General features: G+C 57.9%; 15 protein-coding genes. 3 read left to right on the plus strand and 12 right to left on the minus strand.

The genetic code is table 11. The features are described from left to right. Positions 1–94: 94 nt before the first annotated feature. A complete protein-coding gene (locus tag IB245_RS07030) occupies positions 95–358 on the minus strand; it encodes a hypothetical protein (protein ID WP_008040259.1) in 264 nt (87 codons plus the stop codon). A 343-nt stretch (positions 359–701) separates the two neighbouring features. On the opposite strand from IB245_RS07030, the gene IB245_RS07035 reads away from it, so the two are divergent. Then, entirely contained in the window at positions 702–2,027 is a 1,326-nt protein-coding gene (locus tag IB245_RS07035; protein WP_008040261.1) for a sigma-54 dependent transcriptional regulator, read from the plus strand. 69 nt (positions 2,028–2,096) lie between these two features. Here the strand turns inward: IB245_RS07035 and IB245_RS07040 are convergent, their stop codons facing one another. The 9 genes from IB245_RS07040 to IB245_RS07080 form a co-directional block, all read right to left on the minus strand. Beyond that, positions 2,097–3,377 carry a transporter gene (locus IB245_RS07040; protein ID WP_008040263.1) on the minus strand — a complete coding sequence of 427 codons (1,281 nt, stop codon included), beginning with the start codon at positions 3,375–3,377 and terminating at the stop codon, positions 2,097–2,099. Between the two features lie 46 nt (positions 3,378–3,423). Further along, positions 3,424–4,164, minus strand: coding sequence for a hypothetical protein (locus tag IB245_RS07045; RefSeq protein ID WP_008040265.1), 741 nt, complete (start codon positions 4,162–4,164; stop codon positions 3,424–3,426). A 33-nt stretch (positions 4,165–4,197) separates the two neighbouring features. Next, on the minus strand, positions 4,198–4,878 hold the full coding sequence (locus tag IB245_RS07050) for a C39 family peptidase (RefSeq protein WP_192227104.1): 681 nt from the start codon (positions 4,876–4,878) through the stop codon (positions 4,198–4,200). Positions 4,879–4,940: 62 nt separating this feature from the next. Further along, positions 4,941–6,251, minus strand: a complete 1,311-nt coding sequence (locus tag IB245_RS07055) for a hypothetical protein (RefSeq protein WP_008040269.1) — start codon at positions 6,249–6,251, stop codon at positions 4,941–4,943. A gap of 51 nt (positions 6,252–6,302) precedes the next feature. Further along, positions 6,303–6,875, minus strand: a complete 573-nt coding sequence (locus IB245_RS07060) for an adhesin (protein WP_192227105.1) — start codon at positions 6,873–6,875, stop codon at positions 6,303–6,305. A gap of 1 nt (position 6,876) precedes the next feature. Next, on the minus strand, positions 6,877–7,311 hold the full coding sequence (locus IB245_RS07065) for a hypothetical protein (RefSeq protein ID WP_008040279.1): 435 nt from the start codon (positions 7,309–7,311) through the stop codon (positions 6,877–6,879). Positions 7,312–7,668: 357 nt separating this feature from the next. Then, positions 7,669–8,193 (minus strand): AAA family ATPase, encoded by a 525-nt coding sequence (locus IB245_RS07070; RefSeq protein WP_192227106.1) that lies wholly within the window; start codon positions 8,191–8,193, stop codon positions 7,669–7,671. Then, positions 8,190–8,753: a nicotinamide riboside transporter PnuC gene (pnuC, locus tag IB245_RS07075; RefSeq protein WP_192227107.1), complete on the minus strand. Its 564-nt coding sequence runs from the start codon at positions 8,751–8,753 to the stop codon at positions 8,190–8,192. The genes IB245_RS07070 and pnuC overlap by 4 nt, the downstream gene beginning before the upstream one ends. A 370-nt stretch (positions 8,754–9,123) precedes the next feature. Then, entirely contained in the window at positions 9,124–10,758 is a 1,635-nt protein-coding gene (locus IB245_RS07080; RefSeq protein ID WP_008043778.1) for a methyl-accepting chemotaxis protein, read from the minus strand. A gap of 293 nt (positions 10,759–11,051) precedes the next feature. Here IB245_RS07080 and IB245_RS07085 point away from each other — a divergent pair, with 293 nt between their 5' ends. Together IB245_RS07085 and IB245_RS07090 are read left to right on the plus strand one after the other, a co-directional pair. After that, positions 11,052–11,882, plus strand: a complete 831-nt coding sequence (locus IB245_RS07085) for an undecaprenyl-diphosphate phosphatase (RefSeq protein WP_008043777.1) — start codon at positions 11,052–11,054, stop codon at positions 11,880–11,882. Next, complete coding sequence (locus IB245_RS07090) at positions 11,879–12,304, plus strand: DUF1294 domain-containing protein (protein WP_192227108.1); 426 nt, start codon at positions 11,879–11,881, stop codon at positions 12,302–12,304. The genes IB245_RS07085 and IB245_RS07090 overlap by 4 nt, the downstream gene beginning before the upstream one ends. On the opposite strand, the gene IB245_RS07095 is transcribed toward IB245_RS07090, so the two are convergent. After that, complete coding sequence (locus IB245_RS07095) at positions 12,301–12,660, minus strand: MmcQ/YjbR family DNA-binding protein (protein ID WP_192227109.1); 360 nt, start codon at positions 12,658–12,660, stop codon at positions 12,301–12,303. The two genes, IB245_RS07090 and IB245_RS07095, sit on opposite strands and share 4 nt — an antisense overlap. After that, positions 12,657–13,565 (minus strand): LysR substrate-binding domain-containing protein, encoded by a 909-nt coding sequence (locus IB245_RS07100; protein ID WP_008029879.1) that lies wholly within the window; start codon positions 13,563–13,565, stop codon positions 12,657–12,659. The genes IB245_RS07095 and IB245_RS07100 overlap by 4 nt, the downstream gene beginning before the upstream one ends. Between the last annotated feature and the right edge of the window lie 41 nt (positions 13,566–13,606).

Here is a 13,606-nt window from a genome sequence, read left to right on the forward strand (position 1 = left end):
AAATAAATGTTGCGCGTGTTGTCTGCTGGCAAGGCCGGCAAACTAACGATCATGGAGGAGGGTGCGGATTACCGATAAGTAATCCGCAAAAAGATTAGTGCGGCATCGACCACGATTGCAGCGTGTAACCTTCCTGGCTCAGCTCTTTACGGGCTTCTTCCAGAACATGTTCCAATTGTGCCGGGTCGGTATAGGCACTGCTTGGGATCTGCTTGCGAATGCAGGTGTTGGTGCGGTCGATGACGGTCAGGCTGAGTTCGCCGTTGCCGTCTTGTGGGGCCCAGGCCACGCATTGAAATGGCTTGAACGCGCGGTCGGCAATCAAAAGAGCTTCGTTGATACGGAGCGGGGCGGTCATGGGGTCTTCTCTCTGTATGCCCAATCAAGTGATGTGCCGTCGGTTGGGCTTACCGTTCGGCTGGTTACTTGTACTGATGCCCGCAACCGGTGGGTGGGTCACATACAATTAAAAGAATTTTCAACTTTCTTTCATCGGTTCGAGGTTTCGACGGCTTTTGAAAGCTGGGTGAAAGGTTCGAGTCGTTAGGTAACTAATAAAGTTGCTTCTTATAACTGCTTGCGCGCACTTCCTATAGTCAATCGATACAAGACAGTGTCAAATTCTTGCTAGTGTTACAGCCAGATCCGCCAAATGATTGTTTTTAATAAAATTTCATAAAATTTGGCGTCAAGGAACAGTCATGATCGAAGCGCCTGCGTTACGACGTCTGTTAGTAGTGGACCCTTGCGACGACTGTCATCGCCTGCTGCCAGGTCTGCGTTCTGTAGGTTGGGACGTTGATAGCTGTACGCTGGAAAATGCCGCTGACCGAACCTGCGACGTCGGCCTGTTGCGGCTCCAGCCTTTTCATCTGGAGCACCCCGATGCGGTCAAGGAACTGATCAGCCGCAGCGGCACCGAATGGATCGCTGTGCTCAACCAGGAAGTCCTGCGGCTGCAAAACGTCGGGGACTTCGTCTGCGAATGGTTTTTCGATTTCCACACCTTGCCGTTCGATGTCTCCCGGGTTCAGGTGACGCTGGGTCGGGCGTTCGGTATGGCGCGCTTGCGCGGTCAAGGCACGGTTCACATCGATCAGCCGGAACACGAGCTGCTCGGTGACAGCAAACCGATTCGCGAACTGCGCAAACTGCTGAGCAAACTGGCGCCAACCGAATCTCCGGTGTTGATTCGCGGCGAAAGCGGGACCGGTAAAGAACTGGTCGCCCGCACCCTCCATCGGCAATCCCAGCGCCACAGCAAACCCTTTGTCGCGATCAATTGCGGCGCAATTCCCGAACACCTGATCCAGTCCGAATTGTTCGGCCACGAGAAAGGCGCCTTTACCGGCGCCCATCAGCGTAAGGTCGGGCGGATCGAAGCGGCCAATGGCGGCACTCTGTTTCTCGACGAGATCGGTGACCTGCCGCTGGAGCTGCAAGCCAACCTGCTGCGTTTTCTCCAGGAAAAACACATCGAACGCGTGGGCGGCAGCCAGCCGATTCCGGTCGATGTGCGGGTGTTGGCGGCGACCCACGTCGACCTTGAAGCGGCCATCGAGAAGAAACGCTTCCGCGAGGATTTGTATTACCGTCTCAACGTGCTGCAAGTGGTCACCGCACCGCTGCGTGAGCGGCATGGCGATCTGTCGATGCTGGCCAACCATTTCTCCCATTTCTACAGCCATGAAACCGGTCGCCGTCCGCGCAGTTTCAGCGAGGACGCACTGATCGCCATGGGCAAGCACGACTGGCCGGGCAACGTGCGGGAGCTGGCCAACCGTGTACGTCGCGGGCTGGTTCTGGCGGAAGGCCGGCAGATCGAGGCGCGTGACCTCGGGCTGATCAGCCAGCATACAATCGCCGCACCGATGGGCACCCTCGAAGACTACAAGACCCGCGCCGAACGGCAGGCGTTGTGCGATGTATTGAACCGCCACAGCGACAACCTGAGTGTCGCCGCCCGAGTGCTGGGCGTGTCGCGGCCAACCTTCTACCGACTGCTGCACAAGCACCAGATCCGTTAGGGCGGGGCTAAACGAAAAGGCCCGCTGCGATGAACCTCGCAGCGGGCCTTTTTCATTCAGGTGTAGCGGTTAGAAGTAGTACGGGAATTTCAGGCTGAAGGAAAAGTCTGGCGCGTCGTCGGTCAGGCCGATGGCCAGGTTGGGGACGATCGTCAGGTTGTCGGTGGCTGCCATGGTCATGCCGATGTTGAAGTTGGCCGCGTTGTAATCGCTGTTGGAAATTGATTGCCAATCGCCGCCGTCGGGCTTGATTTTGCTCTTGCGGGCGAACTGATCGGTGAACGAGAACGACATACTCATCTTCTCGTTCAAGGCGAATGCAATGCCGGCGCCTACTTGCCAGGAATCGCCCAGTTTCACGTCCCCTTTCACCTTGGAGCCGACCTGAGGGCTGATGTCGCTGAAAGAGTCCTCCATATTGTAGGTGTAGGCCAGGGTGCCGAACAGCACGGCCGGGTCGAAGGTCTTGACCAGCGAGATACCCGGGGTGATCGACCAGACACCATTGCCGGTAGGCAAGTCCTCGGGGACCGCGAGGTTGTCGTTGTTCGGGTCTTCGACCAGTTTGATGCCGTAAGGGTCCTTGCCGGTCGGTGCCTTGACGCGCAGTGTAAAGACCGCGTCTGGCAGACTGACCGACTCATCCAGAAACTTGTAAGCAACGCCAACGTTCACATCGCCGATGGTCGGGTCGCGGGTGACGGTTGCGTCCGACGTCACGGGGCCAGCGCCACCGGCGCCACCGGAGGAATACGTCGACTCGCGATACACCACGGGGACGTTAATGTCGAACTGCCAGCGTTGCGCCACGTTGTAGCGGGCGGTCAGGTCCAGTGTCCAGTTGTCGGCCTTGATGCGGTCGAGGTTGATGTTGCCGAGGAAAATCGAGTCCAGTGCCAGAAAACCATTGAGCGTCAGCGCGCGTGTATCGAAGTGCGTGTAGGTGAGGCCGGTTTCGACACTGAACTTGCCGCCGCCGAAGAACCCGCTGGCTTCGTCATACAGGTTGGACACGCTTTGCGCAGGCTCGGCATCTTCTTTGAGCGATTGGCCGTATGAACTGCCCGTGGTGCCCGGCGCACCGGCGGCCACCGTCTGGCCACCCCTGGTCGGCTCGGCAGGGGATTTGGTCAGGCGTTTGGGGGCCGGTGTCGCAGGTGCTTCTTCTACTTGGCGAACGCGCTGTTCAAGTACCATCAGCGCGTTCTGTTGTGCTTCGTAACGCTGTTTCAACTCCATGAGTTCTTGTTTTAATGCTTCGACCTGGGGGTCCGGTGCTGCGTACAGCAATGTGGCCGGGGCCAGGCTACTCAAACAAACGATAGCTCTGAGCGTTATAGATCGGTGCATGGGTTAGCCGTCCCTTCTGACTGCATCTAATGAGACTGAGCGTAGATCAGAATCCTAGAGTGCGAACTCCTTTGAGTTGGTCCAGATTGCCGTTCATTGAACCGGTTGATGGCAGGTTGTCGCGCAGCACAACGTTGATCGACATCATGTTTCTGACCTGGTTACCACCGCCAAGCAGGGTCGCGTTTTGCATCAGCCCGCCTTGGGCAAGGCGCTGCACGGTGTTGCCCTGGTTGTTGTTGGCGATGATGTTGAGCTGCACGCCCGTGCCGGTGGCGGAAATACTCATCGCGCCGGCACCGTTGGTGTGGTTCAGGGTTGAGCCCGAGGCCAACGCTTGCCCCTGGTTGTCCATCTGTGGTGCCTGGCTACCTCTGCTGACGTTGAGATCAACGTTGTTGTAAGCGCTGTTGTTGTCGCCGGCAGCGCGCACAACCTGAGTGACGCCCTGGGTAGTGCTCAAACCATTACCGCCGCTGACGGTCCCGGTGCCCTGAGAAACCGCCGAGCCATCGCCATTCCGATCGATCATCGACACATAGAACTGTGGCTTGATGGTCGTTTGTTGAATTTGCATCGAGGAGGTTGCCCCGATCACCTGACCGTTGGCATTTTGCCAGGTGCTGGTCATGACAATCCCGAAACTGATGACGCGCCCCGGCATGACATAGCGGCCTCGCAGGTTCGCCAGTTCCTGATCGCTCAGTTCAATAGGTTTGAACGTCTGTGCCTGGGTTGGCAGGCTGGCGGCCAGGCAAGCCACGGCCAGCCAGATTGGAGTCTTCATTAGATGCTCCCGGAGCGTCATGCTCCCTTGTTATTAGAAGAAGTCGCTTCGGATAAATCCGAAGTCCAACAACTCTGCGTCTTGCACCGGGCTGAAGGTGTCGAGGCGGTTCTTGGCGGTCAGTGGCACGGGAGGGTCGAGCAGCGCGTTGGTTTTGTCGTAGCCCTGGCCAATGACAGCAAAGATGATGCCGTTCCAGCCTTTGACAAAGTCGTCGACTTGGTAGCGTTTATGACCGAGTACCGGATCTCCGATGTATACCCAGCCCTTGTGGACTTTTTGCAGGACCACAAAATGTTTGTAGCCACGGATATCCATGAGGACCACGACCGGAATTCTGATGTCGTTCAGCGTTTCCGGCGCCACCCGGTAGCCACGGGCCCGCATGCCGATACTTTCCACGTAACGCTTCATGTCGAGCATGGAGAAGCCCTGAACGCGGACAAGGTCTTGATCGGCGTGTGCCAGCATGCCTTCGATGATCTGTTCTTCGTTCACGTCCAGCCAATAGGCCTGGCGCAATATGGTCGCCAGCGCAGCTGCGCCGCAACTGAAGTCGGTTTTCTGTTGCACCAGGTCGGCAAATTTACGCTCGCGTATGCTCTGGATCGGCTTGTACACCACCGCGCCGCCCGGCAGGACGGAAAGCGGCATTTGTGCAGCCTCGATCACACTGGACACACAAAGCAAAAGTACCAAGGCGATAATGCGCATGGTGGGACGCCCTCTGGTTGTGTTGAAAAAGGCCCCCGTGAGGGGGCCTCCAGAGACAGCCATCAGAACGATTGGTTGGAAATGGCCAACGAGTTGCTTTGTTGGTTACCCACACCGGCAGCCACGTTGACGCCGAGGTTGCCACTGCCGCCATTCACCGAACCGCTAAGGGTTGCAGTGTTGGTGACAGGGTTAGCCCAGCCATTTGGGGTCAGGATTTGATAGGAAACAGTGTTGCTCAATTCCCATGCATTGCTTTCGCTGTAGCCCTTCTCTTCGTGTTTGGTAGAAGCGGACGATTTCTCGCCTGATTTCTCGAACGAAGAGTCAAACGATTTTGAGAACGAAGAATCGAACTTCTTCTCGAACGAAGAGTCGGTCGATTTTGAGTGCTCTGTATCGATAGATGCTTTAAGCGATGCGTCAACCGATAGGTCGACAGACTTGCTGCGAGTGCGATCGCCATAGCCGTTATTATGAGTAACGGTTTTGGTAACATTCGCATCTGCGGTCAACATAGCTTCCACAGCAGCATGGCTGGTGGAGCTCTTGTCGGTGCTTTTTGATCCGATTGCTTCAAAGTGCTTGGTGCCACTGACGTCAAAACTGCTAGCACCTTTCTTGGTCCAGTTGCTGGACGCGCTCTTATCAATGTTCAACTCGGAGTTATGACTGAAAGAGGAATTACCGCTTTTGGTTGTGGTTAGCGTCACCGTCGTCAGGGCGAAGTTCCGATCGGCGTTGTTATTCACTACCAGACCAGGACCATTCTGATCGGCGGAGGCGGTGGCTGTTGCGTTACCCAGCGGCGAATTGGAGTTGGCAATCGCCATGGTGTTTTTCTGTTGGTTCAGGTCGCCACCGGCAATGTTGATCCCCATATTGCCGTTGCCACCATTGCCCGATCCGCTCATCACGGCAGAGGCTGTGGTGTTGTAGTTGTCGACCTTGTTGTGGTTGCTGTACTGCTTGACGCTGGCAGTGGCAGTGGCAACCCCGAACACGAAGGAGTTATCCAGAGCGGAAGTGGCGCCAGCGTTCGCGATGGCGGCAGCGTTGTCTTGTTGGTTGCCGTCGCCTGCCGCCACGTTGATACCGACGTTGCCGTCGGCGCCTGTGGCAGAGTCGGTCATCTCTGCCTTGTTAATAGTCCCTTCGTTACGGATGCGATTGTTGGTGCTGCTTTGTTTGTCGTAGGCATTGGCAGTCGCGTAAACAGGGATCTTCATTGGAGGAGGATTGTGGTGACCGTTGTTATGATGGCCATTGTGGTGGTCATCGTGACGCCGATCGTTTTGCCCAGCTTGTACAGCAACAGCCATGACCGCAGCAATTGCGAAAACCAGAGGCTTGAGTGCCGTCGAAGGTTTCATGGTGATTCTCCGTACTTATTTTAGGTTAAGTGTTGTTCCTAACTGTTTGGGTCAATCCGCGACCCGTACGTTCAGGGTGTTGGCCATTCGGTTTCCCACCCCGGCGCTCTGATTCAACTGAATCACCCCACGGCTACCGGTGAATGCCTGGTCACTGGTAGAGACCTGGCGATAGCCTGGTGCAGAGTCAGTCGGATCGGAGTTTTTGATCAGCGCCACGTTCTGTTGCATGAGGACGCTGTCGTCGATACTTTGCGGTTGATTGCTGATGCTTATCCGCAGGGCATTGGCTTGCTGAGTGCTGGCACCGGCGCTCTGGTTGACACCCAGTACGCCGTAGCCGCGGCTGAAGGAGTCGCCCTGAATGCTGGCTCGAGCATCCATCCTGGGGTCGACTTCGGTATGCAATCGTTGGCGAATCTGCGTGGTCGCGCTGGCGCCATGGCCCATGGCGATGGCCCGGGCATTAGCCTGTTGCTGCTGATCGCCGGCAGCCTGGTTGACCGCGAAGTTACCTTGGTACTGCGCGCCCGAATTACTGATGTCGGCATTATTGATAACGGGGGGTTGAGCAAAGCTCGATGCGCTGCAAAACATAGCGATAATCAGCAGCTTACGATTCATCTCAACGGCCTCCCGTAATGACGTTCAGACCGCTCAGGCCACGCTGGACGCTTGAATTGACCAGGTTGGAAATACCGTTGCCCGAACCTCCCGAGCGTCCGGCGGGAAGGTTGGAAAGCTGATTTTGGGTGGTGATGTTGCCGCCCAGGTTTGTGTTGCCTAACGTGACGAGGCGGGAGATCCCGGCACCACTGGCGACGTTGGCAAAGTCGCCGTCGTTCAACTCGTTCGTTTGCCTGAGGATTTGTTGGCTCGGGTTGGCATTTGCGGTCGTGGGGTTGGGGTCGGGAGCCACCGGCGCTTGCACGGCGTTTCGTGTCTGGACATCACGCTTGATAATGATGATGCCGTCGTCAGCCTGGACACTTGAGCCCAATGCGCATCCGATCAGGAGGAGGCAGGTAAAGCCTTTATTGAAAGTATTGAAAGTCCCCACAGTGGCAATTCCTTCTTTTTGTGGGCTGGCCCTAGTCAGCGATGTGAAGGAGAGAGCGAATGCTGTGCCGTTTTTTGAATTTTGTTTTAATTCAACGGGTTAAAAATTTTGTCCGGGAGGCCGATGTCGGTGCTGTTTCACGTCTGAGACGGGCGCGGGCGCTTTTGTCCAACAAAAGCGGTTGCAGTGCTCTAGATCAATGCTTTGCGCCGAGGTGTATTGGTGGCTTAACAGCTGACGGGCGAAGAGGGTGCAGACCGCTGAAACGGCCTGTTTGGGGTGGGGTGGGTGTAACAGGTATGGACACTTTTGCCCCCAAAACAGGGGAATTACTGGGTGAAAACCCCTAAAAACGGGTCAGGGGTTCAGCAGCAGGGTGACGGCTTGCAGTGCCTGAAATCGCCGTTCCGCCCAGTTTCCCTGCAGAATTTGAAAAGGCTGTTGATGGGTTTCAAGCCATGTCAGGGTTGCGTCGAAAAATGCCCGGCGCTCGCTCAAATCGGGTTGGCAGCGTTGGCCATCATCCTTCCAGTCGACCTGTTCGGGAGACAGCAACAGATGCAAGTCGTACTGGCGAGCCAGCAGCGCCTGCTCGAGCCACGCGGGGCAATCGCCAAACAGGGTCTGGCTCCAGAGGATGTTACTCAGCAGGTGGGTGTCGAGAATCAGCAACGATGGCTGCCGGGCGCGTGCCTCGTCTTCCCATTGCAATTGCCCGCGGGCGATCTCCGGAATGTCTGCCAGGCAGGTATCACGCGGGTTTTGTTCGATAAACCAGCGGACATATTCGTCGACCAGCACTCCGCCGAAATGCGCTTGCAACTCGGCCGCGAGCCAGCTCTTGCCACTGGATTCAGGGCCGGTGAGTACCAGGACTTTCATGTGCGCAATGCCGGGTCGGTGCGCCATTCCCGCCAGCCTTGAACGGCGATCACGGCAAACAACGCATAGAGCCCGGCGGTCAAGTACATGCCCTTGTAGACGAAGAGCCCGACGAAAATCACATCCAGGGTGATCCACAGAGGCCAGCATTGAACGCGCTTTTGCGCCATCCAGACCTGCGCCACCAGGCTGAACCCCGTCAGCGCCGCATCTAGCCAGGGCTGCGCGGCATCGGTCCAGTGCGCCATGGCCGCGCCGAGCATCAGACTGCCGAGGGCACCGATGGCCAGACCTGTCGCGATCGATTTGCCCTTGAGTTGGCTAACCTGCCGCCCTTGCCGCGCAACCCCCGCGCGGGTCCACTGCCACCAGCCATAGAGCTGCAACGCGGCGTAGATCACCTGCAACAGCATGTCCGAATACAGCTTCACTTCAAAAAAGACCCAACTGTACAGCGACACCATGACCAGACCGATCGGCCAGCACCAGGGGTTCTGTTTGACCGTCAACCAGACGGCAATGACACCGAGGGCGGCGGCAAACAGTTCAAGCCCGGACATGGAGGTTCCTTGGAGCAGACGAAGAGGGGAGCGAATTGTACCCGGATTGCAGCGGATGAGGCTGTGCTGGCGAGGGAGAAAACACCCGTTGACCTGTAGGAGCCCGGCTTGCCGGCGATGGCGATTTCACGGGCGCTATCGCCAGCAAGCCGGCTCCTACGGATCGCGGGGGTGTTGGGGATTGTGGGTTCACCCCAAACCTGTGGGAGCCCGGCTTGCCGGCGATGGCGATTTCATGGGCGCTATCGCCAGCAAGCCGGCTCCTACGGATCGCGTGGGTGTTGGGGATTGTGGGTTCACCCAAAACTTGTAGGAGCCGGCTTGCTGGCGATGGCGATGTCGTGGGTGCCATCGCCTACAAGCCAGGCGCCTACACGCGGAATTGTTTGAGCAACCCGTTCAACTGCTCACTCAGTTCCTTGAGGTGGACGCTGGCCACGCTCGACTGTTCCGCCGCCAGCGCCGTGCTGTGGGACAAACCGGCTGCCTGGGTCACGTTCTGGTTGATGTCTTCGACCACATGGGCCTGTTGCAGGGTGGCGCTGGCAATGGAAGCGTTCAACCCGTTGAGGTTGCGCAGTGCCTGGCCAATGGCATTCAGGCTTGCACCGGCGAGGCCGGCCTGTTCGATGGTCAGTTGCGAGGCGCGGCTGCTGTCGCCGATGACCTTGACCGCCGCTTCGGAATGGCTTTGCAGGCGTTCGATCATTGCCTGGATCTCGGCGGTGGACTTCTGCGTGCGCTGGGCCAGCAGGCGCACCTCATCGGCGACGACGGCAAACCCGCGACCTTGTTCACCGGCACGAGCGGCTTCGATGGCCGCGTTGAGGGCCAGCAGGTTGGTTTGCTCGGCGATTGAGCGGATCACTTCCAGCACGCTGCCGATCTGAGTGCTTTCGGCGGCGAGGGTGCGGATGACTTCCACGGCCTGATCAATCGTTGAAGACAGCTTGTCGATTTGTTGCAGGCTGCTGTCGATGTTGACCTGGCCCTGCTGCGCCTGAGACTCGGCATCGCGCATCTCGCTGGCGGCGTGCTCGGCGTTCTTCGCCACGTCCTGCACGCCATAGGTCACTTCATTGATGGCCGTGGCCACCAGTTCCATCTGTTGCGATTGCTGCTGGCTGCGTTGCTGGGCCTGGACGGCGTCGTTGCCCAGTTCGCTGGACGACTGGCCCAGGGCGCTGGCGGACACCTGTAATTCGCTGATCACCAGTCTTAGCTTGGCGGTGAACGCATTGAAGTGGTGTGCCAACTGCGTGACTTCGTCCTGACCGTGGGTGTCGAGGCTGCGAGTCAGATCGCTCTCGCCGCTGGCAATGTTGGCCATGGCGTTCACGGTGTCCTGCAGCGGACGGACGATGCTGCGGGCAATCAGGATCACCAGCAGCGCCATGAAGGCGGCGATCACCAACCCGACCACTGTCGCTTTCCAGACCTGGCCCATGAACTCGGCTTGCATGTCATCTATATACACGCCCGAGCCGATCACCCAGCCCCACGGTTCGAAGAGTTTGACGTAGGAAGTTTTTGCGACTGGCTCGCTGGCGCCCGGTTTCGGCCAGCGATAGTCGATCGGGCCGGCGCCCTTGGCCTTGGCGAGGGCAACCATTTCATTGAACACCGCAAACCCGTCCGGGTCGCGGATCGCCGAGAGGTTCTGGCCATCGAGTTTGGGGTTGGCCGGGTGCATGATCATCACCGGCGTCAGGTCGTTGATCCAGAAGTAGTCGTTCTGGTCATAGCGCAGGCCGCGAACGGCGGTCAGCGCCTGTTTCTGCGCAGCTTCGCGGGTCAGCGTGCCGGCGGTTTCGAGCCCGTGGTAATAGGTCAGAATGCCGCTGGCCGTCTGCACTACGTGCTGGGTTTTCTGCGCCTTGGCGTGATACAGGTCCTCGTGAATCTGCTTGAGCATCAACACGCCCAACGTCAAAAGCATCATGACGGCCACGATCAAAATCAACCACAAACGCCGGCTGATCGACATATTGCGCAAGCTGTTCATAACGCTGTCACTCCTGTTTCTTTTTCTTGTAATAAACGACCGCCAGCATCCAACCACATTTTGCCGATCGGGCATATCCGACCCAAGTCCAATAACGTGGCAGCGTTATTCAGCCTTGTCTGATAGGATTTCGGCCCCGCACGGAAAAACCTGAATCCAAGTTGATTTTTCACGGAATTTTTACGGTTTCGTCTGGATTCTGTGCGCGTCTGGCTGCAGCTGCGCTGATCGCAGTCAATGTTTTGAAAAATATTAACGGGGCATGCCGTGGCGCATCGCTTCTTGGGGGATTGATGGATCTTTGGACCGCCTTTCAGGCATTGATACTTGGCGTTATAGAAGGGCTGACGGAGTTTTTGCCCATTTCCAGTACCGGACACCAGATCATCGTGGCCGACTTGCTCAATTTCGGTGGTGAACGGGCCATTGCCTTCAACATCATTATTCAACTGGGTGCGATTCTGGCGGTGGTGTGGGAGTTTCGTCGCAAGATTCTCGATGTGGTGACCGGTTTGCCAACGCAGCCCGGCGCCCGACGTTTTACCGCCAACCTGCTGATTGCCTTCATGCCGGCCGTGGTGTTGGGGGTGATTTTTTCCGACTTGATTCACCATTACCTGTTCAACCCGATTACGGTTGCGTCGGCGTTGGTGGTGGGCGGGATCATTATGTTGTGGGCTGAAAAGCGTCAGCATGAAGTGCATGCTGAAACGGTCGATGAAATCACCTGGCAAGATGCGCTTAAAGTCGGTTTCGCCCAGTGCCTGGCAATGATTCCCGGTACATCGCGTTCCGGCTCGACCATCATTGGCGGGTTGCTGTTTGGCCTGTCGCGCAAGACCGCTACCGAGTTCTCCTTCTTCCTGGCAATGCCGACCATGGTCGCTGCGGCGGTGTACTCGGGCTACAAATACCGCGACCTGTTCGTCCCGGCCGATTTCCCGGTGTTCGCCATCGGCTTCGTCACCGCGTTCATTTTCGCAATGATTGCGGTCCGGGGCTTGCTCAAGTTCATCGCCAGCCACAGCTACGCGGTGTTCGCCTGGTACCGTATTGCATTTGGCCTGGTCATTCTCGCCACCTGGCAGTTTGGCTGGGTTGACTGGACAGCGGTCAAGCCATGAATGACACTCGCGCACGCAACAATCCCGGGCGCCAGTCCGGGGGCGGAATCCAGAACCCACGGCTGAAACTGCTGGTGTTCGCGATGGTGTGTGCGCTGCCGTTGTTCGGCTCGATGTCGTTCTGGCTGCGAGGGGTTTCGCTGATTCCCCTGGCGGCCTATGGCATCGTCAGTGTGCTGGCGTTCTTCCTTTATTGGAGCGACAAGCGCAAGGCCCGGACCGATAGCTGGCGCACGCCGGAAAACGTGTTGCATGCGGTGGAACTCGCCGGCGGCTGGCCGGGCGCGTTGCTGGCCCAGCAGGTGTTTCGGCACAAGACCCGCAAAGTGTCGTTTCAGTTGCTGTTCTGGGTGATCGTGCTGCTGCATCAGGTGTTCTGGATCGATCAACTGTTCCTGGGCGCCAATCTGGCGCTGCTCTAAAGCAGCAGCCCGACCTGCGTGCGTTTGGGCAGTTTGCTCACCACCAGTTGATGGGAACGTTGCAGCAGCCCTTGCAGTTCTTCGCTGCCCAGCGGGTAAGGTGCTTGCATGATGATCCACTGGGCCCGGGCCAGATACGGCGCCGGATGAATGCCCGGGCGGTCGCAATGCCCCAGAAACAAGTCCTTGTCGACCTTGAACGCCAAAGAGTCGCCCCGCAGGTTCTGCAGGGCGAACATCTTGTTTCCGGCAATCGAAAACACCCGCACGCCACCCCACTTGTAATCTTCCCGCGCCCCCGGCAGCGCGAGACAGAATTGCGCGACATCCTCTTCGCTCATACGCCCAGCCTTCATATCAGTCGGTCCCCACAGGCATTGAATGATTCGATCAAATGGTCGAGCCAGGCGCGAACGGCCGGCATCACTCCGCGCCGATGAGGGTAGACCGCTTGCAGCCAGCCGCCAGGCAAAGACCAGTCGGGCAGTAACTGCACCAGCGCGCCGCTTTCCAGTTCCTGCTCGCAATACATCATCGGCAGCATGGTAAAACCCTGGCCGGCGAGGGTGCAGGCCCTGCGCACGATAAAGTCATCGATGCCCAGTCGCGCTTCGAGCGCGAGTTCATGACTTTTACCCTGTTGGTCGAGCATGCGGATGTGCACCATGCGGTCCGCTTCCAGAGCGCCGAGCACCGGCAAGCCCTTGAGGTCTTCGGGATGATTGATTGCTCGTCCATGAAGAAAACCCGGACTGGCCACCATCAGCATCTGTGCCTGACGCAGGCGCCGGGTCACCAGCAGCGGGTCTTCATCACCCGGTTCGCGAACTCGCAACGCGACGTCGACGCCCTCGGTCACCAGATCGACCCGGCGGTTTACCAGCATGACCTCCAGCTGGACATGAGGGTATTTCTCGAGGAATTTGCTGATCACCGTTGGCAACATTTCGTGAGCCAGCCCGACGGGTGCGGACACCCGCAAGCGTCCGCGCGGTTCGCTGGACATGCTGGCCACGGCCTCATCGGCCATCTCGGCTTCCAGCAACATGGCCTGACAGTGGCGCAAATAGCGCTCGCCCACAGCGGTTAACTTAAGCTGCCGGGTGGTGCGTTGCAGCAGGCGCGCACCCAGGCGTTCTTCCAGTTCGGCGATGCGGCGCGACAATCGTGATTTGGGAATCCCCAGCAAACGCCCGGCTGCCGCGAAACCGCCAGCTTCGACCACTTTGGCGAAGTAGTAGAGGTCATTGAGGTCTTGCATGGTTTTAACTCGATTGTTCTATCAGTGAGACGAACTATCGC

It is taken from the genome of Pseudomonas sp. PDM02 (genome assembly GCF_014852285.1).
GTDB lineage: Bacteria > Pseudomonadota > Gammaproteobacteria > Pseudomonadales > Pseudomonadaceae > Aquipseudomonas > Aquipseudomonas migulae.